At 67.9% G+C, this 21348-nt stretch carries 20 protein-coding genes; 7 read left to right on the forward strand and 13 right to left on the reverse strand.

The genetic code is table 11. The features are described 5' to 3' along the window. Nucleotides 1-63 precede the first annotated feature (63 nt). From PO78_RS01750 to PO78_RS01795, 10 genes are all read right to left on the reverse strand, one after another. The gene (locus tag PO78_RS01750) at nucleotides 64-1389 is read right to left on the reverse strand and encodes a Wadjet anti-phage system protein JetD domain-containing protein (RefSeq protein ID WP_043741714.1); all 1326 of its coding nucleotides are present in this window, start codon (nucleotides 1387-1389) and stop codon (nucleotides 64-66) included. Continuing rightward, complete coding sequence (locus PO78_RS01755; protein ID WP_012584207.1) at nucleotides 1386-4808, reverse strand: ATP-binding protein; 3423 nt, start codon at nucleotides 4806-4808, stop codon at nucleotides 1386-1388. The genes PO78_RS01750 and PO78_RS01755 overlap by 4 nt, the downstream gene beginning before the upstream one ends. A gap of 542 nt (nucleotides 4809-5350) precedes the next feature. Continuing rightward, entirely contained in the window at nucleotides 5351-6022 is a 672-nt protein-coding gene (locus PO78_RS01760; RefSeq protein WP_041589727.1) for a DUF4194 domain-containing protein, read from the reverse strand. Nucleotides 6023-6185: 163 nt separating this feature from the next. After that, nucleotides 6186-7640: a DUF3375 domain-containing protein gene (locus PO78_RS01765; RefSeq protein ID WP_012584205.1), complete on the reverse strand. Its 1455-nt coding sequence runs from the start codon at nucleotides 7638-7640 to the stop codon at nucleotides 6186-6188. Nucleotides 7641-7675: 35 nt separating this feature from the next. Further along, nucleotides 7676-8062 carry a type II toxin-antitoxin system VapC family toxin gene (locus PO78_RS01770; RefSeq protein WP_012584204.1) on the reverse strand — a complete coding sequence of 129 codons (387 nt, stop codon included), beginning with the start codon at nucleotides 8060-8062 and terminating at the stop codon, nucleotides 7676-7678. Then, nucleotides 8059-8286, reverse strand: coding sequence for a DUF2281 domain-containing protein (locus PO78_RS01775; protein WP_012584203.1), 228 nt, complete (start codon nucleotides 8284-8286; stop codon nucleotides 8059-8061). The genes PO78_RS01770 and PO78_RS01775 overlap by 4 nt, the downstream gene beginning before the upstream one ends. A 125-nt stretch (nucleotides 8287-8411) precedes the next feature. After that, the gene (locus PO78_RS01780; protein WP_012584202.1) at nucleotides 8412-8675 is read right to left on the reverse strand and encodes a Txe/YoeB family addiction module toxin; all 264 of its coding nucleotides are present in this window, start codon (nucleotides 8673-8675) and stop codon (nucleotides 8412-8414) included. Then, entirely contained in the window at nucleotides 8672-8914 is a 243-nt protein-coding gene (locus PO78_RS01785) for a type II toxin-antitoxin system Phd/YefM family antitoxin (protein WP_012584201.1), read from the reverse strand. Before PO78_RS01785 ends, PO78_RS01780 begins: the two co-directional genes overlap by 4 nt. Before the next feature lie 115 nt (nucleotides 8915-9029). Continuing rightward, nucleotides 9030-10220, reverse strand: a complete 1191-nt coding sequence (locus tag PO78_RS01790; protein ID WP_012584200.1) for a hypothetical protein — start codon at nucleotides 10218-10220, stop codon at nucleotides 9030-9032. Then, entirely contained in the window at nucleotides 10217-10828 is a 612-nt protein-coding gene (locus PO78_RS01795; RefSeq protein ID WP_012584199.1) for a hypothetical protein, read from the reverse strand. The genes PO78_RS01790 and PO78_RS01795 overlap by 4 nt, the downstream gene beginning before the upstream one ends. Before the next feature lie 154 nt (nucleotides 10829-10982). On the opposite strand from PO78_RS01795, the gene PO78_RS01800 reads away from it, so the two are divergent. Next, nucleotides 10983-11282 (forward strand): type II toxin-antitoxin system RelE/ParE family toxin, encoded by a 300-nt coding sequence (locus PO78_RS01800; RefSeq protein ID WP_041589583.1) that lies wholly within the window; start codon nucleotides 10983-10985, stop codon nucleotides 11280-11282. Between the two features lie 3 nt (nucleotides 11283-11285). Then, nucleotides 11286-11573: an addiction module antidote protein gene (locus PO78_RS01805; RefSeq protein WP_012584197.1), complete on the forward strand. Its 288-nt coding sequence runs from the start codon at nucleotides 11286-11288 to the stop codon at nucleotides 11571-11573. A gap of 389 nt (nucleotides 11574-11962) precedes the next feature. Here PO78_RS01805 and gyrB read toward each other — a convergent pair whose 3' ends face one another. Genes gyrB through dnaA form a run of 3 tightly spaced genes read right to left on the reverse strand, consistent with a single transcriptional unit; the run spans nucleotide 11963 to nucleotide 17186 of the window. Continuing rightward, a complete protein-coding gene (gene gyrB / locus PO78_RS01810) occupies nucleotides 11963-14464 on the reverse strand; it encodes a DNA topoisomerase (ATP-hydrolyzing) subunit B (protein WP_012584161.1) in 2502 nt (833 codons plus the stop codon). 49 nt (nucleotides 14465-14513) lie between these two features. Further along, a complete protein-coding gene (gene dnaN / locus PO78_RS01815) occupies nucleotides 14514-15623 on the reverse strand; it encodes a DNA polymerase III subunit beta (protein WP_043741717.1) in 1110 nt (369 codons plus the stop codon). A gap of 60 nt (nucleotides 15624-15683) precedes the next feature. Further along, on the reverse strand, nucleotides 15684-17186 hold the full coding sequence (dnaA, locus tag PO78_RS01820; RefSeq protein ID WP_012584160.1) for a chromosomal replication initiator protein DnaA: 1503 nt from the start codon (nucleotides 17184-17186) through the stop codon (nucleotides 15684-15686). Between the two features lie 318 nt (nucleotides 17187-17504). Here dnaA and rpmH point away from each other — a divergent pair, with 318 nt between their 5' ends. From rpmH to mnmE, 5 genes are read left to right on the forward strand one after another with little or no spacing between them, the layout of a single operon-like run. Further along, on the forward strand, nucleotides 17505-17639 hold the full coding sequence (rpmH, locus tag PO78_RS22075) for a 50S ribosomal protein L34 (protein WP_002926183.1): 135 nt from the start codon (nucleotides 17505-17507) through the stop codon (nucleotides 17637-17639). Nucleotide 17640: 1 nt separating this feature from the next. Further along, a complete protein-coding gene (gene rnpA / locus PO78_RS01825; RefSeq protein ID WP_012586328.1) occupies nucleotides 17641-18003 on the forward strand; it encodes a ribonuclease P protein component in 363 nt (120 codons plus the stop codon). After that, nucleotides 18000-18209 (forward strand): membrane protein insertion efficiency factor YidD, encoded by a 210-nt coding sequence (yidD, locus tag PO78_RS01830; protein ID WP_004329522.1) that lies wholly within the window; start codon nucleotides 18000-18002, stop codon nucleotides 18207-18209. The genes rnpA and yidD overlap by 4 nt, the downstream gene beginning before the upstream one ends. A gap of 20 nt (nucleotides 18210-18229) precedes the next feature. Beyond that, a complete protein-coding gene (yidC, locus tag PO78_RS01835) occupies nucleotides 18230-19888 on the forward strand; it encodes a membrane protein insertase YidC (protein WP_043741719.1) in 1659 nt (552 codons plus the stop codon). After that, complete coding sequence (gene mnmE / locus PO78_RS01840; RefSeq protein ID WP_043741721.1) at nucleotides 19860-21206, forward strand: tRNA uridine-5-carboxymethylaminomethyl(34) synthesis GTPase MnmE; 1347 nt, start codon at nucleotides 19860-19862, stop codon at nucleotides 21204-21206. The genes yidC and mnmE overlap by 29 nt, the downstream gene beginning before the upstream one ends. The last annotated feature ends 142 nt before the right edge of the window (nucleotides 21207-21348 follow it).

Consider the following 21348-nt stretch of genomic DNA (forward strand, 5'->3'; position numbering starts at 1 on the left):
CCGGGTGCTCGGGTGAGTCTGGTTGCGGCTTGTTGCCCGGATCGTAGCAAGGGCGGATGAAAATCAACCGCCGTACGGCTGAAAATCATCCATCAAATGGACGATTTTCAGCCATTTTTCCAGCCAGCCGAAGCCGATGTGTTCCTGCTCCAGGCGCAGGGACGGGCGGATGCGGTGGTCGCGCAGGTCTTCGTAGAGGCTGCGTTCCTCGGTGGTGAGGCGGGATATGTCGGCCGGGCGCGGGCTGTCTTCCCTGCCCCACAGCGCCTCGTGTGCGAGCAGGGTGGCGCGGTCCATCAGCAGGGATTCGACATGGGCGAAGCGGGCGCGCAGCTGGGCGAGGATGGCGAAGCCGTTGGTGTCGATGTCGCCCCAGTAGTGGATCGGGCAGCGCTGCAGCCACGTGGCGCGCGCGAGCGCCTCCCAGCCGTAGCCGGCGCCGAAGATCACGATGGCCTTGTCGACGCGGGGGAAGGCGAGGAAGTTGGTCTCGTTCTCGGTGATGAAGACGCGTGCCACGTCGAGTCGCAGGCGGGCGAAGCTGTCGGCGTCGAGGGCGAGGTCGGGGCAGGGCGCGCCGGGGAGCAGGCCGAGCGCCGGGTCGAGCACGCGCAAGCGCAGCCGCACGGGCTTGTCGAGGAAACCGTAGCGGGCGGCGAACTGCTGCGCGCCGGTGCGGCTCGGGTCGATCGCCGCCGCGGGCAGGGCGAGCTCGAGCAGCTCGGCGAGCACGCCGCGCTGGGATTCGATGAACTTGGTGTGGATGCCGGGCAGGTCGACCTGGCGCAGATACACGTCCGGGCGCGGGTGGGCCTGCAGCCAGGCCACCACGTCGAGCAGGCGCGACCACTCGGCGGCGAGTTCGAGCGCGCGCAGCGGGCGCTTGTGCAGCCAGGGCAGCAGCAGGGGCTGGCGTGCGGCAGTCTCGGCGTGCAGCGCACGAAAGCGCGCGTCCTCGGCGCGCTTGCCGATCCAGGCCAGGGCGTCGTCGAGGCGGTCGACCCAGGCGCTCGCGGGCAGGCGCTGGCTGCCCTGCACGCGGTGGCGGGTCTCCTGCCATTCGAGGCGCACATGGGGCGTGGCCGAGATCGCCGCGACCCAGGCGCGCACGGCATCGAAGTGGCGGGTGATGTCGTCCGAGGTTGGGGTCTTCAGGGTGAGTCGCAGCGGGAAGCGGCTGTGGCCTGCAGGTGGTCCCACGGCCGTGTACGCCGCGGCATCGGCCGGTAGCTCGCAAGGCTGAGCGCCAGAGCCCTCGCTCTCCTCCTCCGGCAAGCACGCGCACGGGGGGGCGCCGCTGTCCTGCGGCAGCCCCTCGCGCAGCAGCTCGCCGCGCTCCCACAGGCGCATCACCTGCGCCCTCAGGTCCTGCGCGGTGCTCCAGCTCATGATGCGGATGCGCCGCCGCCGGCGCGGGGCGCGGCCTGCGCCGCCGCCCGCATCTCGGCTTTCTGCGCGCGGTACTCCTCGATCGACAGGTTCCTCAGCTTCGAGGCGCTGCCGCCCTCGTTGTGCACGAAGCCGACGCTGGCGACGAAGGGCTCGATGATGTGGATCTTCTGCAGCGGGGTGACGATCAGCAGTTGCAGGTTGAGTTGCTCGAACAGGCGCAGGCCGTACTGCGCGGATTCGTCCGAGCCGCGGCCGAAGGCCTCGTCGATGACGACGAAGCGGAACGAGCGCGAGCGCACCGCGCCCCACTCCAGGCCGAACTGGTAGGCGAGGCTGGCGGCGAGGATGGTGTAGGCGAGCTTCTCCTTCTGCCCGCCCGACTTGCCGCCGGAGTCCGAGTAGTGCTCGTGCTCGCTGTCGTCCTCGCGCCAGCGTTCGCTGGCGGCGAAGAGGAACCAGTTGCGCACGTCGGTGACCTTGGCGGTCCAGCGGCGATCCTGGTCGGAGAGGCCCTCGCGGCCGCGGAAGCGGTCGATGATGCCCTTGACGCGCAGGAAGCGCGCCTCGGAATACTGCTCGTCGTCGCCCTCGCCCGCCCCGGTCAGCGCGCCCTCGGTGCAGGCGCGCAGCTCCTGCTGGAAGTCGCGGATCTCGGCGTCGGGGCTCGCCTGCGATTCAAGCACGATGTAGCGCCCGGGGTTGTAGTCGATCTCGCCGAGCGACTTGTTGATGTGGGCGATGCGCTCCTTGATGGTCTCGCGCTCGCGCGCGAGCTGGGCGTTGAAGTTGGCGATCTCGTTGATGGTGTTGACGTTGAGCAGCTCCTTGAAGCGGGCGAGGAAGCGCGGCAGGTCGTCGCGGTCGAGCTGCGCGAGCAGCTTCTCGTACTCGAAGCCGGCCTCCAGGCTGGCGTCGATCTCGGCGGTCTCGAGGGGAAACTGCTGCTTGAAGGCCGCCATCGCCTTGATGATCTTCTCGGCCAGGCGCTTGAGGCGGAGATCCTCGGCGTCGATGCGCGACTGCAGCGCGGTGCGCACCTCCTGCTCGCGGTTGTCGCAGGACTCGACGGTGAGCGGGTGCTCGCCGAGCACCTCGGCGCACAGGGCTTCCAATCGGGGGACGAGCTCCGGGTCGATCGGCGCGGCGTCGACGAGGGCGAGCGTGGCGGTGCGCAGCGCCTCGGCGTCGGCCTGGCGCTGCTCGACCTTGGCGCGGCGTTCGCGCGCGGCGCCGAGCTCGCGCTCGGTGTCGACACGGATCCGCTGCAGGTCGGCGAGCTGCTGGTTGAGTGTCTTGAGCAGGTCGGAGGCGGCTTCGAGCGCGCGGCGTTCGTCCTCCAGCGTGGCGATCGCGCCGGCGACACCGTGCCAGTCGAGCTCGTCGAAGGCGGTGAATTCTTCCAGGCGGGTGAGGGCGTCGAGGCGGCCGGCGAGGGTGCGGCGCTCGGCCTCGATGCGGCCGATCTGGCTGCCCACTTCGCCGAGGCGGGCTTCGAGCTGGCGGCGCTGGGCTTCCAGGGCCTCGATTTTGGCGGTGTTGCTCCAGCCCAGCACGTAGCGGCTGCGGTCGGCGATGGCGTGGCGGTCGTCCTTCTCGTGGCGGCCGCTGGGGTCCTTGATCTGGCCGGCGCGGGTGATCGCGCGCGTCTCGCGGCGGAACTGCTCCTGCGTGGCGCAGCAGGCGACGTCGAAGCGGTGGGCGAGCTCGCGTTCCAGCCAGTCGTAGTGCGGGCTGTCGGGCTTGATCGCGAGCTTGCGCACCAGCGAGTCGGGGTGCAGCGCGGGCAGCTCGCCCGCGCGCGGCGGGCGGACGTGGAAGTACACCAGGCGGCCGCGCAGGTGGTTGCCGTCCACCCACTCGGCGACCGCCTTGTAGTGCGCGTCGGGCACCAGCAGGGCGAGGCCGAAGCCGCGCAGCAGGCGCTCGGCGGCGCCCTCCCAGTCGCGCTCGTCCTCGCGCACCTGGAGCAGCTCGCCGGCGAAGGGCATGTCCTCGACGTCGATGCCGAGCGCGCCGCACAGCGCGGCGCGGATCTGGATCTGGCGGTCGTCGATGTTGCTGCGGCGACGTTTGAGGCTGTCGATCTCGGCGCTCAGCGCGTCGTACTCGAGCTTGCCCTGGCGCAGGGTGACGGCGTGCTCGGTGAGCGTGTTCTGCAGTTCGGCGTCGCGGTTGCGCGCCTCCTCTCGGCTGGCGGCGAAGTGCAGGCGCTGGCTGGCGAAGGCTTCGGCGTCGGCGGCCGCGGACGCGCCGAGCACCGCGGCGAGCTCGCCGTAGCGGCGTGCCTTGGCCAGGCGCGCGTCGCGCACCTGCTCCTGCTTGCGGATCTCGGCGGCGAGGCGCTCGAGGCGGTCGCCGCCGTTGGCGTTGATCGCCTGCTTGAGCGCGTCGATGCGGCCGGCCTGTTCCTCGCGCAGCGTGTCGAGGCGCATGACCTGGGCGTCGGCGCGCGCCCACTCCTCGGCGGCGAGTTCGAGGCGGTGGTCGAGCAGGGCCAGCTTGCGCGCGGCAAAGTGCGGCTGCAGCGCCTCGCGGCAGCGCCGCAGCGCGCTGATGTCGGCGGCGAGCGCGTCGTGGCGGTGGCAGTCGTCGACCAGCGGGCCCAGCAGGGAGACCTGGCGCTGCGCCTTGAGCACCGCCTGGTGGGCGCGGTCGAGGTCGTCGAAGTGGTCGATCAGGGCCTGGATGCGCGGGCCGACCTCGAAGGGCTCGAGCATGTGGTTGCGCACGAAGTCGGTGAGGTTGCCGACCGACTTCATCGACACGGTCTGGTGGAAGAGCTCGAGCGCCTGCTCGTTGTCGATGCCGAAGCGGCGGCGGAACCACGCTGCGTAGGGCGGGAAGCTGTCGAGCACCTCGGCCCCGGCGCCGCGCAGGCGTTTGCGAAGCTGCGTGATGTCGGGGCCGAAGCCGGAGAAATCGTCCGTGATCGACAGCGCGTGCTCGGCGCCGAGGTAGAAGCGCGCCGGCTGGCCTTGCGCCTCCTTGAACCAGAACACCTGGGCCAGGCTCACGGTCTGGTCGTAGCCGGCGTTGTGGAATACGCCGAGGATCACCGAGTAGCTGCCGGGCTCGCGCAGGCCGATCGGGCGCGCGGCGCCGGTGACCTCGTTGCGCTCGGACTTGTAGTGGCCGAGCACGTAGGAGCGCAGGCTGCGCTCGCGCGTGTCGGCGCCGGCGGCCTTGTTGTAGGCGATGCGCTGCGCGGGGACGAGCAGGGTGGTGATCGCGTCGACCAGGGTGGACTTGCCCGAGCCGATGTCGCCGGTGAGCAGCCCGTTGCGGCCGTCGAGCTGCAGCGTCCACACGTGGCGGTCGAAGGTGCCCCAGTTGAGCACCTCCAGGCGCTGCAGGCGGAAGCCGGACAGGGTGTCGTCGGCGACGAAGTCGAGGCCGAGGGATTGCGGGTCGTTCATGGGCTGCACCTGCGCTGCGCATACGCGCCATCGATGGCGCCGGCATCACGGCCCTTGCTCGCCGCCGCTCCTGGCAGGAAACCAAGCGGTCTGCGGCGCGCCCGTAGGAGCGCCCGTAGGAGCGACGCAAGTCGCGATTCGGCGGCTATTGCTGCGCCGGCGCGGATTCCCGGCGCTGAAATCGCGACTTGCGTCGCTCCTACGGGGGGGTGCTCGAAGGTTTCGGGGCTCATCGGACGGGGTTTCCTTGCGGTCGGCGAGGGCGGTGCGGTAGCCGGCGAGGCGGGCGCGCGGCGCCGGTGACCTCGTTGCGTTCGGACTTGCAGTGGCCGAGCACATAGGAGCGCAGGCTGTGCTCGCGGGTGTCGGCGCCGGCATCACCGCCCTTGCTCGCCGGTGGATCTGGCAGGAACCCACGCGGTCTGCGGCGCGCCTGTAGGAGCGACGCAAGTCGCGATTCGGCGGCTACCGCTGCGCCGGCGCGGATTCCCGGCGCTGCAATCGCGACGTGCGTCGCTCCCACAGGGGAAGGCTCGACGGTTTCAGGGCTCATCGGACGGGGTCTCCTTGCCATCGGCGAGGGCGGCGCGGTAGGCGGCGAGGCGGGCGTCGAAGTCGGCGAGCCACTGCGCGTCGACGAAGGCCTTGAGGATGCGGCGCACTTCAAAGCTGGCGGGCGCGGTGGCGCTGGCGCTGGCGGGCTTGAGGCGGGCGAGGAAGCCGAGCTCGACGACCTTGTTGATGTGGGTCTCGATCTGGTCGATCAGGCGTGCCTCGTTGGGGCCTTCGGGCAGGAACACGCGCACCAGCTCGACGATGTCGTCGCGCCCCAGCACCAGGCGGGTGTCGCCGCCGCCGGCGTCGAACTCGGCGAGCTTCTTGCGCAGCAGGGCGAGCAGCAGGCTCACCGGGTAGGACAGCGGCCGGCGCGCCACCAGGCGCGGCAGGCGCGGCGCCGGGTCGTCGTCGGCGGGCTCGGGGCGGCCGCGCAGGAAGGCGTAGCCCTCGGCCTCGTCGAGCACCAGCTCGAGGGCGAGCACGGCGACGTATTCGCGCACCCGCGCCTGCAGTTGCAGCAGGCCGGACCACTGGCGTTCGTCGGCTTCGCGGTAGAGCACGCCCTTGAGCAGGCCGATGAGCAGCACCGAGAGGTCGGGTGCGGCGGCGGGGCCGGGCGGCTCGGCCGGGCTGGGGGCGAGGTCTTCGTCGTCCATCGAGTGCTTCATCGGTTGGGGATTGTCAGCTTGCGCCTCGGGGCGCGCAAATCGATCGAGTGAGCGCATGGATTGTCGCCCTGTCGGGTCGGCATGTTCCTCATCCTGCCCGCCCTGTGCAAGCATCTGATCCGATGCCCGGCTTGGTTGCGCGTGCGCGCGCTCAGCGCATGAAGATCACCCGCGGCAGGCGGGCCTTGCGGGTGACCATGGCGCCGTCGGCGGCGCTCGCCTGCCATTCGATCGGCTCGGGGGTGGCCTCGTCGACGGTGGTGGTGAAGGCGTCGCTGCCGAGCTGCAGGTAGGCGATCAGCTCGGCCAGGCCCTGCTCCAGCGGCTGCGCGGCGACCAGCGCGGCGAGCGTGACCTGGGCGCGGTCCTGCAGGGCGTGGCGGATGTGGCGGGCGAGGCGTGCCTTGTCCACCGTGACCTGCTCGAAGAGCGCGTGCGGGTCGACATCCTCGTCGCCGGCCTCGACGCGCAGCGCGGCGATCGCCGGCCGGGTGGGCGGGGTGTGCAGCGGGCGCTCCAGCGCCAGCTCGATCGCCGCGCCGGGCAGGGCGATCTCCATCACGGGGCCGGGCGGCGGCGCGGCGCGCAGGGCGAGCGCCTTGCTCTCGATGCCGTGCAGCAGGTCCATGATGCGGCGGTTTTCCAGCCACGCCTGGTCGTCGAGGAAGCGGCGCAGCTGCTGCGACAGCTGCGCCACCGTGCGCTGGGTGTGCTCGCCCGCCTCGAGCCAGTCGTAATGCACGCGGCGGGTGCGGGCGTCGGGGTTCAGCTCGGCCACCGCGGGCAGGGCGAGCACCTGGTCGAGCAGGTCGCTGAGTTCCTCCTGGCGCCGGCTCGACAGCAGGAAGTCCCAGAAGGCACGGAAGCTGCGCCCCTGGTCGGAGTCGGCGATGGCGTCGCGTTCGCCCATGATCTGTTCGAGCAGCGCGCCCTTGCTGCCCTCCCACAGCGCGATGCGCTCGCGCACGCGGCGGTCGAGCTGGCGGAAGTTGTGCTCGACCTCGCGGAAGTCGGCGAGCAGCTCGCGTGCGCCCTGCATGAACTGCTGGAAGCGGTCCTTGAGCGCGGTGTCGTCGAGCAGCGGGATGTCGCCGGCGAGCACGCGCGCCATCTCGGCGTCGATCTCGTCGCGCTTGCGCTGCAGCTCGGCGATGCGGCGCGCGGGGTCGGTCTCGCTGCCCTCGCCCATCTGCTTGAGCAGGGCGAACAAGGTGAGCAGGCGCGACTCGGTGCCGACGAACTGGCGCTCGCTCAGCTGCGCCAGCCAGGCGAGCGCCTTCTCTGTGGCCGGGGTGAGGTCGAACTGGGCCTCGTCGGTGCCGGGCCTGTAGTACTTGCGCAGCCAGCCCTTGTCGGCCGCGGCCCAGTCGTTGAGGTAGTCGAGCGCCGGCTTGGGGAAGGCGTCGTCGCCGCGCAGCAGACGCAGCGCGTAGAGCTCGTCCTCGAGCGCCTCGGCGAGGTCCGCCGCCGCCATGCCGCGCACGTTGGGGGCGACGAAGACGCGGTGCAGGAAGCTCGCCACCAGCGCCGCGTGGTCCGAGCGCAGTAGCCGCCACGCGGGGTGGTGGCTGCGCAGGGTGTCGAGGGTGGTGAAGTCGAGGGGCATGGACTGCGGAGGTCAGCGTGAATGGAGGACGTCGCTTACCAGACGCGTTGAGCTCCGTAGCGGTCCATGACCTGGTCGGCGCTCAGCAGCGGCATCGCGTCTTCCAGGGCCTGCGCGACGATCAGGCGATCGAATGGATCGCGGTGATGGAAGGGCAGGCGTGCGACGCGATCGGCATGGCGGACCGAGATGGGCAGGATGTCGAAGCGGTTGCGGGACAGTTCTCGATCCATGAATGCTGCAAGCGGTTCGGGCAAGCGGTACTTGCCGATGCTGATCTTGATCGCGATTTCCCAGTAGCTGGCCGGGCTGACGAAGACCTCGGTCTCCGGACTGCGGATCAACTCCCGTGCAGTGCCCGACAAGGCCGGGTCGTCGAGCAGAAACCACAGCAGGGTATGGGTGTCGAGCAGGGCCTTCAAGGCATGTAGTCCTTGAAGTCGACCAAGTGGTCGTCATCGTCCGCGACAATCTCCAGCTTGCCGCGGGCACTGCCCGGCTCGCGAAATTCGCGCGGCGTAGCGGTGGTTTCAGCAGGCTTCACGCCATAGCGCTGTTCGAGAAACTCGATGAAGTCGAGCGCCTCGCGAGCCGCTTCATCCGGCAGGCGCTGGCTGTGTCGATAGATGGCTTCTGCAAGGTTCATGTGAATAGCTCCCGCGCTGGATTCTCGCACACGCTGAAGGGTCGAACACGAGCGCCTTCCTTTTGAACCGTTCCGTTTTTGGAAACGGTTGCGAGGCGTCGTCGCCCGCCACGTTTCCCGCCTTCCTATTCGTAATGCGACCACATCCTCAGCACGCGAACCACGCGCTCCTCGGCGAAGACCTCATAGACCAGGCGGTGCTGGATGTTGATCCGGCGCGAGTAAGCCCCGGCAAGATCACCCACGAGCTTTTCGTAGGGCGGAGGCTTCTGGAAGGGATCCTTCGCCAGGATCGCAAGCAAGTCCTTGGCTTTCGACTTCAGGCCGGCTACCGCCAGTTTCTTCGCGTCCTTCCGGGCGTACTTCGAGAACACGAGCTGCCAGCTCACCAGTCGAGCTCCCGGGCGCTCTCGTCAAGCGGCTCGGCCATGCCCTCCTTGATGGACTCGCGCATCCCCGGAATGGAAAGCAGGTGAAGCGTTTCCTGGATGGCCTGCCAGTCCTCCGCGGAGAGCAGGACGGCGCTCGTGCGCTTGCCCGCGATGTGGATGGGCTGATGGGACTCTGCGGCCTGATCGATGAGGCGGTACAGGTTGGCCCGTGCTTCGGAAGCGGTGAGCGTGGTCATTGCGGGTCTCCGTCGATGCGGCTAACGTACGCGTTAGCGTACGTGGCGTCAATCCTGGCGTTCGTTCGAGGGTCGCAAGTTCCCGTTTAATGCTGCCCCTTCCAGGCCAAGGCCCTCACATCTGCCGCTTGATCCGCATCGCCAGCGCGCCGACGCCGATGAAGGCGACACCCATGAGGACCAGGGAGATCGGCCAGCCGAGCGAGTCCACGAAGTGCCGGGCGGTGAAGTGGCTGATGAAACCGAGCATCGCGAGCACCGTGGTCAGGAGCAGCGCGCGACTCTGCAGCAACACGCAGACGTAGAGCATCGCCGCGGTGACGGCGAAATAGAGCAGTTCGACCGGGGTCTGGCGCAGCAGGTCGAAGAGGCCGCTGTAGGCGAGCGCCGAGCCGATCAGGTAGCCGAGACCGGATAGCCGGAGCTGCCGCCCGTCCTTGTGCAGGCCGTAGGCGGCCGACATGACCGAGGCGCCGGTCAGTAGCGCCGCCCAGTCGGCCGCGGCGGCGATGGCGACGCGGTCGAACAGGCCGGCGTTGAACCAGCACAGCGCGATCAGGTAGGCAAACTCGGCGAGGCTGCGCTGCGGCGATCCTTCCAGCCCGCTGGCGACGAGCAACAGCGAGGCGCCGAGGACGAGCGCGCTGAAGCCCGCCGGCACGTCGAGCAGGTCGAGGCCGACCGCCAGAAAGCCGTAGACGAAGCACAGGGCGGTGAAGGCGAGCACGCTCGACGCGTACTGGCGGAACAGCAGGCCCTGATGAATCGCCATCGTGCCGAAGACGGCGAGCGCGGCCAGCCGCCAGTCGTTGCCGCGCGGAAAGAGCTCGTGGATGAACACGAACCAGCCGTTCGTCAGCATGAACGCCGTCGCCAGCGTCAGTGGCAGGACGAGCCTGGGAAACTTCCTCTCGTGCAGCGCCGAGACCAGCACGACCAGCAGCGCATAACCTACGCCGAGGGTGACGACGATCCGCATGACGCTGCCCATGCGGTTCCAGAACATGCCGATGTAGGTGCCGATGCCGGCGAGGATGAAGATCGCGCCGAGATAGATGAAGAGCGTCCGTGCAATCTCGCCGCTGCTGCGTTTGGGCGCCGTGGTCGCGAGCAGGGTCGGATCGCGGTATACCGCAGCGACTTCAGCCGGCGAGATGTCATGGGCACGCATCAGCTCGGCGATCCTGCCGAGCGCACTGGTCTTGTCATGCACCGCGCGGCTGCCGAACAGCGCCGCGGCCAGCGGCCAGCCCCACCAGCCGCCGGCGAGGACGATCAGCACGATCAGCAGTAGGAGCCAGGTCACGGCAGCACCCAGCCGACGAAGCGGACAGCGTTGCCGTAGTAGGCGCCTTCGGTTTCGGGCAGTCGGATGCTGCGCCCGTCCTTGACGAGTTCGGCGTGGACCCGGTAGCGCGAAGAACCGAGGAACAGGCCGTCGAAGACCTTTCCGCCGTAGCCATCGGCGCCGCTGCTGAACCTGTAGCCGTCGGGCGCCAGGCTCGACGAATCGACCCTGAGCCCGGCGAGGTCGGGGACGTCGATGGGCGTTACGCTCGGTGTCTTCTCCGCCTCGACCGGGCGCCCGCTGTTGGGGGCGAGGCCGGGCGGCAAGGGCAGCGCGATTTCCTTCACCGCGCCGGTCTTCGGATTGAAGCGCCACAGCCGCGGGGTCTGGTAGGGCTGCGTGTTGCCGACGTAGCTGACCTGCACGCGATCACCGACGACCGCGATCCGGATCGCGTTGTGCGGGTTGTTGTGGAAGTTGTAATGGGTCGCGTACAGCACCTCGTACTGCGCCGGTGCGACCAGCAGGACGGGAATGCCCGAGATGGCGAGGAAGACCGCGACGAGCAGCAGCGGCAGGCCGAGCCCGAAGGCGATGGTCGGGTTGTCGCGGATGAATTGTTTCATGCAGGTCGCTCCGGTCCCGGTGGCTTGGGGGCATGCTAGTCCGAGCGCGTGAGCATAGCAGCGGGATCGCGGGGGCGTTTGGTGCCGCGGAAGCTCGGTCTTCGCCACTGGTTCGCCCTTGTGCGAGCGTATCCGTATGGACACACATGCCGGCATGAACACTTTCCTGCGCACCGACGATTTCGACGCCTGGCTTGCCGGCTTGAAAGACAACGTGGCTCGAGCCCGCATCGTCCACCGTATCCGCTCTGCCGAGCATGGAAATCTTGGTGACTGTGAGCCGGTAGGCGAAGGCGTTTCGGAAATGCGCATCCACGTCGGCCCTGGGTATCGCGCTTACTACACGCGACGTGGGGCTGTGATCTATCTGCTTCTGCCGGGCGGGGAAAAGTCGTCGCACAAGCGCGACATCAAACGTGCCATCGAGATGGCGCGGGCTTTGGACAAGGAGTGAACGATGGTCAAGACCGCCAGCTTTGATGCTGCCGATTACCTGAACGACGAGCAAACCATCGCGGAGTATCTGACGGCCGCCCTGGAAGACCCAAACCCTGATGTGTTTCTCGCTGCCGTCCGCGACGTTGCGCGCGCCCGCGGCATGGCGCAACTCGCCAAGGATGCGGGTCTTGGCCGTGAGAGCCTGTACAAGGCGCTCACGCCCGGCGCGAAGCCTCGCTATGACACAGTGCTCAAGCTGCTTCATGCTCTGGGCGTGAAGATCACCGCAACGCCAGTCCATTCTTGAGACTTGCGCTAGCGTCGGCCACCGCGCCCGAGCAGTCGATCGACAGAACCGCCTGCAGTCTCCCTCCGAGCTTTAATCTCTGACGGTCGAACGTCAGGCAAGTTTCAGATCGAGTCGGTGGCTCGAACGAAGATGCCTTCGTGGTCCGAACGACGGCAACGGGCCGGACTGGGACATCTGCACTCACCGAGAGCGACAAGGTCGTCACGCGTCAGGTACATGTCATAAAGGCGATCAGGCATGCGCTCGGGAGCCCAGTCAGGGCAAGCCTTCCCGTCTGTAGCAGCCAAAAGAAAAGGGCGGGGAACCCATCGGATTCGCCCGCCCTTCCTGGCCGTCTGCCAATAATTGGCTAGCCATTTGCCAGTTTATGGTCGCCGCTACAGGTGTCACACATCGATGTTCTGCGCATACAGCGCGTTGCCCTCGATGAACGCCCTGCGCGGCTCGACGTTGTCGCCCATCAGCGTGGTGAAGATCTCGTCCGCCGCGATCGCGTCGTCGATCTGCACGCGCAGCAGCCTGCGCACCGCGGGGTCCATGGTGGTCTCCCACAGCTGCTCGGGGTTCATCTCGCCCAGACCCTTGTAGCGCTGCTTGGTGATGCCGCGTTCGACGTCGGCGAGCATCCACTTGATGGCGTCGGCGAAGCGGGAGACGGTCTGGCGCTTTTCGCCGCGGCGGATCTCGGCGCCGGGGCCGATGAGGCCGGAGATGGCTTCGGCGGCGTTGCGGATGGCGCGGTAGTCGCCGGAGACGAGGAAGTCGTGCTCGACCCAGCCGAACTTGCGGTTGCCGTGGTGCAGGCGCTCGATGGTGAGGCGCCAGCCCTCGGCTTCGTCGTGGTATTCGGCGTAGATCTGCAGGCCTTCGGGCAGGTGGGGCTGGATGCGCTCGGCCGAGGCGCGGGCGGCGGCTTCGTCGTCGAGGCTGACTTCGATGTCGTGCGCCAGCATCACCTGCAGCACTTCGGGGTCGATGTAGCTGGCCAGGCGCCGGGTGACGGCTTCGGCGAGCAGGTAGGTGCGCGCCAGGCCGCCGAGGGCCTCTTCGCTGATCGGATCGGCGCCTTCGCGCGGCACCAGCACGGCGCCGTCGAGGGCGAGGCGCAGCAGGTGGTTGGAGAGCTCGCTGTCGTCCTTGATGTACATCTCGCTCTTGCCGTGCTTGATCTTGTACAGCGGCGGCTGGGCGATGTAGATGTGGCCGCGCTCGACCAGCTCGGGCATCTGGCGGTAGAAGAAGGTGAGCAGCAGGGTGCGGATGTGGGCGCCGTCGACGTCGGCGTCGGTCATCAGGATGATGCGGTGGTAGCGCAGCTTCTCGGGCTTGTAGTCGTCCTTGCCGATGCTGGTGCCGAGCGCGGTGATGAGGGTGGCGATCTCCTGGCTCTGCAGCAGCTTGTCGAAGCGCGCCTTCTCGACGTTGAGGATCTTGCCCTTGAGCGGCAGGATCGCCTGGAACTTGCGGTCGCGGCCCTGCTTGGCGGAGCCGCCTGCGGAGTCGCCCTCGACGAGGTAGAGCTCGCACAGCGCGGGGTCCTTTTCCTGGCAGTCGGCGAGCTTGCCGGGCAGGCCGACGCCGTCGAGCACGCCCTTGCGGCGCGTCATCTCGCGCGCCTTGCGGGCGGCGTCGCGGGCACGGGCGGCTTCGACGATCTTGTTGCAGATGGTCTTGGCGTCGATCGGGTTCTCGAGCAGGAAGTCGCCGAGCTTGCTGGCGACGACTTCTTCCACCGCCGGGCGGGCCTCGGACGACACCAGCTTCATCTTGGTCTGGCTGGCGAACTTGGGGTCGGGCATCTTGACCGAGAGCACGCAGGCCAGGCCTTCGCGCATGTCGTCACCGGTGATGTCGACCTTGGCCTTCTTGGCGATCTCGTTTTCTTCGATGTACTTGTTTATCACCCGCGTCATCGCCGCGCGCAGGCCGGTGAGGTGGGTGCCGCCGTCGGCCTGCGGGATGTTGTTGGTGTAGCACAGCACCTGTTCCTGGTAGCTGTCGTTCCACTGCATGGCGACCTCGACCGCGAGCTCGGCGTCGTGGCCGTGACCGGTGGGGATGCGGGTGGTGCCGGTGGCGTAGAAGACGTTGGGGTGCAGCACCGTCTTTGCGCGGTTGATGTACTCGACGAAGCCCTTGACGCCGCCGGCGAAGGCGAAGTCTTCCTCCTTGCCGGTGCGCTGGTCGATGAGGCGGATCTTGACGCCGTTGTTGAGGAAGGAGAGCTCGCGCAGGCGCTTGGCGAGGATGTCGTAGTGGTACTCGATGGTGCCGAAGATCTCCTCGTCGGCCAGGTAATGCACCTTGGTGCCGCGCTTGGTGGTCTCGCCGATGACGCGCGCCGGGCTGACCTCGACGCCATCCACGACCTCGATGACGCGGTTCTGCGGCTTGCCGCGCTCGAACTCGAGCAGGTGGCGCTTGCCGTCGCGGGCGACGGTGACGTTCATCCACTTGGACAGCGCATTCACGCAGGACACGCCCACGCCGTGCAGGCCGCCGGAGACCTTGTAGCTGTTCTGGTTGAACTTGCCGCCGGCGTGCAGCACGCACATGACGATCTCGGCCGCGCTGCGCTTGGGCTCGTGCTTGTCGTCCATCTTGACGCCGACCGGGATGCCGCGGCCGTTGTCGGTGACCGAGATCGAGTTGTCGGCGTGGATGGTGATGACGATGTCGTCGCAGTGACCGGCCAGGGCCTCGTCGATGGAGTTGTCCACGACCTCGAAGACCATGTGGTGCAGGCCGGTGCCGTCGGAGGTGTCGCCGATGTACATGCCGGGGCGCTTGCGCACCGCTTCCAGCCCTTCGAGCTGCTGGATGCTGGTTTCGTCGTAGTCTTCGTGCGCCTTGGCGGATGCGGTGGGCTGGTCTTGCGGTTCGGACATGGTCATCTCGGTGATTCGTAAAGAACGGGTGCTGCGGTGCGGCGGCTACTCAGATGCGCATCGGCATCACGACGTACTTGAACTTGTCGTTGCCGGGCAGGGTGATGAGGGCGCTGGAGTTGCCGTCATTGAAGCGCCAGTCGACCGTCTCGGAGCTCAGGTTGTTGAGCACGTCGAGCAGGTAGGTGACGTTGAAGCCGATGTCGAGCTTGTCGCCCTGGTAGTCGATCTCGAGCTCGTCCATGGCCTCTTCCTGCTCGGCGTTGGTCGATGCGATGCGCAGCACGCCGTCCTCGAGCACCATGCGCACGCCGCGGAACTTCTCGTTGGTGAGGATGGCGGCGCGCTGCAGCGCGGACAGCAGCGGCTGGCGGGCGAAGTGGATCAGCTTGGGATGCGCGGTCGGGATCACGCGCTCGTAGTCGGGGAACTTGCCATCGATGAGCTTGGTGACGAGCTCGATCGGGCCGAAGCGGAACACGGCCTGGTTGCCGGCGAGCAGGATCTCGAGCGGGTCGTCGCTGTCGGCGAGCTGGCGGGCGAGCTCGAGCACGGTCTTGCGCGGCAGGATGGCTTCGGTACGGGTGGCAATGGGCGCCTCGAGGTCGGACGCGGCGTAGGCGAGGCGGTGGCCGTCGGTGGCGACCATGCGCAGCTCGCCGCCGTCGGCGATCAGCAGCAGGCCGTTGAGGTAGTAGCGGATGTCCTGCTGCGCCATCGCGTAGGCCACCTGGGCGAGCTGGCGCTTGAAGGTGCGCTGGCCGATGCTCAGGTGCGCAGCGGCATCGGTGGGCGGGTTCAGGCGCGGGTAGTCGGCGGCGGGCAGGGTCTGGAGCTGGAAGCGGCTGCGCCCGGCCTTGACGGTGAGGCGCTTGTCGTCGAGCGTCAGCGAGATCTCGGCGGTGTCGGGCAGGGCGCGCAGGATGTCCTGCAGCTTGCGCGCGCCGACGGTGATCGAGGCGTCCTCGCCACCGATGTGGCCGCCGGTGGTGGTGCGGATCTGGATCTCGATGTCGGTGGCCAGCATGGTGAGCTGGTCGGCGTGCTTCTCGATCAGCACGTTCGACAGGATGGGCAGGGTGTGGCGCTTCTCGACGATGCCGGCGACCGACTGCAGCGGGGCCAGGAGCGCATCGCGGGTGGTGGTGAGCAGGAGCATGGCGTCAGATCGGGTCGATGGGTTGATCGGGAGTGTTCGATGGATTGGCGTTCAACCGGCTCAGCCGCGCAGGACCTGGGTGAGCACGTGGACGTCGTGGTTGAGCTGGGCGTCGCCGAGGCGCAGCTCGGTGATGGTGCGGCAGGCGTGCAGCACGGTGGTGTGGTCGCGGCCGCCGAAGGCCTCGCCGATCGCCGGCAGCGACATCGGCGTGAGCTCCTTGGCCAGCCACATCGCCACCTGGCGCGGGCGTGCGATCACGCGCGTGCGCTTCTTGGAGTGCATGTCGGCGATCTTGATCTTGTAGTAGTCGGCGACGGTCTTCTGGATGTGCTCGATCGACAGCTGGCGGTTGTGCGCGTGCAGCAGGTCCTTGAGCGCCTCCTTGGCGACTTCGAGGCCGATCTGGCGGCCGTGGAAGCGTGCGTAGGCGACGACCTTGTTGAGTGCGCCCTCGAGCTCGCGCACGTTCGAGCGCAGGTTCTTGGCGATCAGGAAGGCGACATCGTCGTCGACCAGCACGCGCAGCGCCTCAGCCTTCTTCTTGAGGATGGCGACGCGCATCTCGAGCTCGGGCGGCTCGATCTGCACGGTGAGGCCCCAGTCGAAGCGCGAGATGAGGCGGTCTTCCAGGCCCTGGATGTCCTTGGGGTAGGTGTCGCAGGTGATGACGATCTGCTTGCGCGCCTCGGTGAGCGCGTTGAAGGCGTGGAAGAACTCTTCCTGGGTGCGGTTCTTGTTATTGAAGAACTGGATGTCGTCGATGATCAGCATGTCGAGCGAGCGGTAGTAGCGCTTGAAGGCGTCGAAGCTCTTCTGCTGATAGGCGCGCACCACGTCGGCGTAGTAGTCCTCGACGTGCACGTAGCGGATGACCGCGCGCGGGTTGTGACGGAACACCGCGTTGCCGATGGCGTGCACCAGGTGGGTCTTGCCCAGGCCGACGCCGCCGTAGACGAACAGCGGGTTGTAGGACGTGCCCGGGTTCTGCGCCACCTGCATGGCGGCGGCGCGGGCGAGGTCGTTGGCGCGGCCGGTGACCAGGGTGTCGAAGGTGAAGTCGGGGTTGAGTCGGGTCTTCTCGTAGGCGAGGTCGAGGCCGGAACTCGGTTCGCTGCTGTGGGAGCGGGGTGCTGCGGCACGCCGGGGGCGCACGGGCGGCTCCGCCGGCTCGGCGGCGTCCACCGTATCGAGGACTGCAGGCGCTGTTTCGGCGGTTTCGACCGCCTGGGCGGGCGTGGCCTCGATCGTCGACCTCGGCGCGCTCGCGCGCGCCGGAGCGACATCCGCCGTGGCTGCGGCGCGCGCCGGGCGTGCGGCGCCGGCCGGTGGCAGCTGCAACTCGATGGCGAGCGGGGCGCCGGCGAACTCTTCGCCGAGTTCCTCGACGCGGCGCAGGTAGCGCTCGCGCACCCATTGCAGCACGAAGCGGTTGGGCGCGATGAGCGCCCAGCCACCCTCGCCGGGTTCGGCCCGCAGGGTCTTGATCCAGGTGTTGAACTGCTGCTGGGGCAGCTCCTGTTCAAGGCGCGACAGGCAGAAGGTCCAGAAATCTTGAGTCACGGCGGGGGCTTGGATGTCGTCGGGCAGGATGGCGGGAAAGCGTGCGGCGGGTCAGGCTGCAGCGGGATTCCTGATGCGCGGCGCCTGGGGGCGCGGCCGGGTTGCTGTACGAGTCGGGGAGTGGTACCGACGGTGCACTCGAGCGGCGCACTGTGCGCGCCTCGCCCCGCGCAGCAGCGCATGGGAGCGTGGCGTCGAAAGACAGCATTCTAAACTGCGGAGGCAGACTTATCCACAGGCTCGGGCAAAAATTCTTATTGACAAACATGGCATTATCCATTTAACTCTCGCGTTTGACCTAACACTGGCAGTCCGATCATGAAACGCACTTATCAGCCCTCCGTTGTCCGCCGCAAGCGCACCCATGGTTTCCTGGTCCGCATGAAGACCCGTGGCGGCCGTGCGGTCATCCGCGCACGCCGTGCCAAGGGTCGTCACCGCCTCGCCGTCTGAGGTGGTTTCGCCCACGGGCGCTGACCAGGGTTTCCGCAGCGCTCACAGATTGCACAAAACGGATGAGTATTCATCCGTTTTTGCTTTTCGGCGGGCGCTGCGCGGCCGGTTCTACATGCTGCACTACCGGCCCAATGGTCTGGACACCGCCCGCCTCGGCGTGGTGGTGGCGAAGAAGCTGGCCAAGCGCGCCAACGTGCGCAACCTGGTCAAGCGCATCGCGCGCGAGATCTTCCGGCGCCAGCGCATCGAGCTTCCGGCGATGGACTTGGTCGTGCGCCTGAACGCGCCGGTGGCCAAGGCCACGCGCGCCGAGATCAACCTCGACCTGCTCTCCCTTCTGCAAAGGCTGCCCCGGCAATGAAGACCGTGCTGATCGCCCTGCTGCGTTTCTACCGCTACGCGATCAGCCCGATGCTCGGCCGCAATTGCCGCTTTCACCCGACCTGCTCCGAGTACGCGATCGAGGCCGTGCAGCGCCACGGCGCGTTGCGTGGCGGCTGGATGGCCGCGAAACGGGTGGGGCGCTGTCATCCCTTCAATCCGGGCGGGTATGATCCCGTTCCCTGACCTGAGACAGAACGATTCCGATGGATCAACGCCGCCTCATCCTCTTTCTGATTTTCTCCTTCTCGCTCGTCATGCTGTGGGACGGCTGGATCAAGCAGAACCAGCCTCCCGTGGCCCAGCAGCAGGCCGCCGCCGGAAGCGCGGCGCCGGCCGACGGCGCGGTGCCCACGCCCACGTTGAGCGCCACGCCCGGCCAGCCGGTGGTGCCGGGCGAGCAGGCCGCCCAGGCTGCGGCCGCGCCGCGTGCCGTGGTCGAGACCGATCTGCTGCGTGCCGAGGTCTCGGCGCAGGGCGGTGACATCGTTCGCCTCGAGCTCAAGCAGCACAAGGCGAGCGGCGAGGCGGGCGGCAACTTCGTGCTGCTCGACGACGGCACCACGCGGCACCAGTACGCCGCGCAGTCGGGCCTGATCGGCGAGGGCCTGCCCACCCACAAGACCCTGTTCCAGCTTCCGGCCGGCGAGCTGCGCCTGAAGGACGGCGAGAACGGCGTGGAGCTGCGTCTGCAGGCGCCCGAGCAGAACGGCGTGCAGGTCACCAAGGTGATGCGCTTCGCGCGCGGCAGCTACCTGATCGACGTGTCCTACGAGATCCGCAACGAATCGGGCCAGGCGCTCGCGCCGCACGCCTACTTCCAGCTCACCCGCGACGGCAATCCGGCCGAACAGGTCGAGGCCTTCGGCGTGCGGACCTTCACGGGCCCGGCCTTCTACACCGATGCGGCCAAGTTCCAGAAGGTTACCTTCGAGCACATCACCGACGGCAGCGCCAAGTTCGCGAAGACGGCCAGCGACGGCTGGGTGGCGATGGTGCAGCACTACTTCGTCGGCGCCTGGCTGCCGGAGCAGGGCCTGCAGCGCGAGTACTTCGCGCGCGCGCTGGGCAACAACCTGTTCTCGGCGGGCGTGATCCTGCCGGTGACCGCGATCGCCCCGGGTGCCGAGGGTACGGTGTCCAATCGTCTGTATGCCGGCCCGCAGGAGCAGGACAAGCTCGAAGGCATCGCCCCGGGCCTCGACCTGGTGGTCGACTACGGCTGGCTGACCGTGATCGCGGCGCCGCTGTTCTGGGTGCTGTCCTGGTTCCACAACCTGACTGGCAACTGGGGCTGGGCGATCATCCTGGTCACCGTCGCGATCAAGGCGATCTTCTTCCCGCTGTCGGCGGCGAGCTACAAGTCGATGGCCAAGATGCGCGTGCTCGGCCCCCGCCTGCAGCGCATGAAGGAGATGTACGGCAACGACAAGGCCAAGATGCAGCAGGAGATGATGAATCTCTACCGCACCGAGAAGATCAACCCGCTCGGCGGCTGCCTGCCGATCCTGGTGCAGATCCCGGTGTTCATCGCCCTGTACTGGGTGCTGCTCGGCAGCGTCGAGATGCGCCACGCGCCGTGGCTGGGCTGGATCCAGGACCTCTCGGCCAAGGACCCCTACTTCATCCTGCCGATCATCATGGGCGTGTCCATGCTCGTGCAGATGAAGCTCAACCCGACGCCGCCGGATCCGATCCAGGCCAAGGTCATGATGGCGATGCCGATCATCTTCACCTTCATGTTCCTGTGGTTCCCGTCCGGCCTGGTGCTGTACTGGGTGGTGAACAACTGCCTGTCGATCGCCCAGCAGTGGCAGATCACGCGGATGATCGAAAGTGGAAAGTCGGCCGGCAAGCCCGCCTGACACGATTGCCGCGATCGCGACGGCACCGGGCCGCGGCGGCATCGGTGTCGTCCGCGTCTCGGGTGCCGGTCTCGGCGCCTTCGCGCTCGCGCTGTGCGGCCGTACGCCGCAGCCGCGCATCGCGCACTTCACCCGCTTCCTCGACGAGTACGAGCGGCCGATCGACGAGGGGATCCTGCTCTACTTCGCCGCGCCGGCGTCCTTCACGGGCGAGGACGTGCTCGAGCTGCAGGGCCACGGCGGCCCGGTGGTCATGCAGATGCTGCTCGAGCGCTGCCTGCAACTCGGCGCCCGCCTGGCCGAGCCCGGCGAATTCACTCGTCGCGCCTTTCTCAACGGCAAGCTCGATCTCGCTCAGGCCGAGGGTGTCGCCGACCTGATCGAGGCCTCCACTGCGGCGGCTGCACGCTCGGCGGTGCGCTCGCTGTCCGGACAGTTCTCCGAGGAAGTCCATCGCATCGTCGACGCGCTCATCGACCTGCGCATGCTGGTCGAAGCAACGCTGGATTTTCCCGAGGAAGAGATCGACTTCCTCGAGCGTGCGCGCGCGATGCCGCGGCTCGAATCCATCCGTGAGGCGCTCGAGGGCGTGCTCGACCGTGCGCGCCAGGGGGCGCTGCTGCGCAGCGGGCTCGACGTGGTTCTCGTGGGTGCGCCCAACGTCGGCAAGTCCAGCCTGCTCAACCAGCTCGCCGGCGAGGAGCGCGCGATCGTCACCGACATCGCCGGAACGACTCGCGACGCGCTGCGCGAGACGATCCAGGTCGAGGGTATCCCGCTCCACATCATCGACACCGCCGGCCTGCGCGAGACCGAGGACCGGGTCGAGCGCATTGGCATCGAGCGCACCTGGCGCGAGATCGCGCGCGCCGACGTGATCCTGCATCTGGTCGAGGCGGGCGTGGCGGCCGAGGGCGACCTCGACGAGCGCCTGCCGCAAGGTGTAGAGCGCATCATGGTGGCGAACAAGATCGACCTCGCAGGATTGCCCGCGGGCCGCGTGGAGGCGGGCGGACGGGTTCGCCTGCAGGTGTCGGCGCGAAGCGGGGAGGGTGTCGAGCTGGTGCGCCAGGAGCTGTTGCGGATCGCCGGCTGGCATGCGCACGGTGAGGATGTGATTCTTGCGCGCGAGCGTCATCTGCTCGCGCTGCGCGAAGCGCTCCGCCATGTGGAGGCCGCAGGCACGCAACTCGGTGCGCTCGAACTCTTTGCCGAGGAGCTGCGCCTCGCGCAGGAGGAACTCGGCACGATCACCGGCGAGTTCAGCGCCGACGACCTGCTCGGGGTGATCTTCGCCCGCTTCTGCATCGGAAAATAGCGAGGCTTCCGCGAGCTTCCAAAGCGTCATGTGAACACCCATCAAGCCCGCGTAAATGCGGGCTTTTTTGTTCCTGTATCGTCTTGCGAGTTCCGCAAGCTACCGCCTAGAATGTGCCCATATCAGTGCCCGGCAGATGGGC

Source organism: Thauera sp. SWB20 (genome assembly GCF_000831325.1).
Lineage (GTDB): Bacteria > Pseudomonadota > Gammaproteobacteria > Burkholderiales > Rhodocyclaceae > Thauera > Thauera aminoaromatica.

Coding starts and splice junctions, on each gene's coding strand:
- PO78_RS01750 (WP_043741714.1), bottom strand. CDS start 1,389: ATGAGCTGGAGCACCGCGCAGGACCTGAGGGCGCAGGTGATGCGCCTG.
- PO78_RS01755 (WP_012584207.1), bottom strand. CDS start 4,808: ATGAACGACCCGCAATCCCTCGGCCTCGACTTCGTCGCCGACGACACC.
- PO78_RS01760 (WP_041589727.1), bottom strand. CDS start 6,022: ATGGACGACGAAGACCTCGCCCCCAGCCCGGCCGAGCCGCCCGGCCCC.
- PO78_RS01765 (WP_012584205.1), bottom strand. CDS start 7,640: ATGCCCCTCGACTTCACCACCCTCGACACCCTGCGCAGCCACCACCCC.
- PO78_RS01775 (WP_012584203.1), bottom strand. CDS start 8,286: ATGAACCTTGCAGAAGCCATCTATCGACACAGCCAGCGCCTGCCGGAT.
- PO78_RS01785 (WP_012584201.1), bottom strand. CDS start 8,914: ATGACCACGCTCACCGCTTCCGAAGCACGGGCCAACCTGTACCGCCTC.
- PO78_RS01795 (WP_012584199.1), bottom strand. CDS start 10,828: ATGAAACAATTCATCCGCGACAACCCGACCATCGCCTTCGGGCTCGGC.
- PO78_RS01800 (WP_041589583.1), top strand. CDS start 10,983: ATGAACACTTTCCTGCGCACCGACGATTTCGACGCCTGGCTTGCCGGC.
- PO78_RS01805 (WP_012584197.1), top strand. CDS start 11,286: ATGGTCAAGACCGCCAGCTTTGATGCTGCCGATTACCTGAACGACGAG.
- gyrB (WP_012584161.1), bottom strand. CDS start 14,464: ATGTCCGAACCGCAAGACCAGCCCACCGCATCCGCCAAGGCGCACGAA.
- dnaN (WP_043741717.1), bottom strand. CDS start 15,623: ATGCTCCTGCTCACCACCACCCGCGATGCGCTCCTGGCCCCGCTGCAG.
- rpmH (WP_002926183.1), top strand. CDS start 17,505: ATGAAACGCACTTATCAGCCCTCCGTTGTCCGCCGCAAGCGCACCCAT.
- yidD (WP_004329522.1), top strand. CDS start 18,000: ATGAAGACCGTGCTGATCGCCCTGCTGCGTTTCTACCGCTACGCGATC.
- yidC (WP_043741719.1), top strand. CDS start 18,230: ATGGATCAACGCCGCCTCATCCTCTTTCTGATTTTCTCCTTCTCGCTC.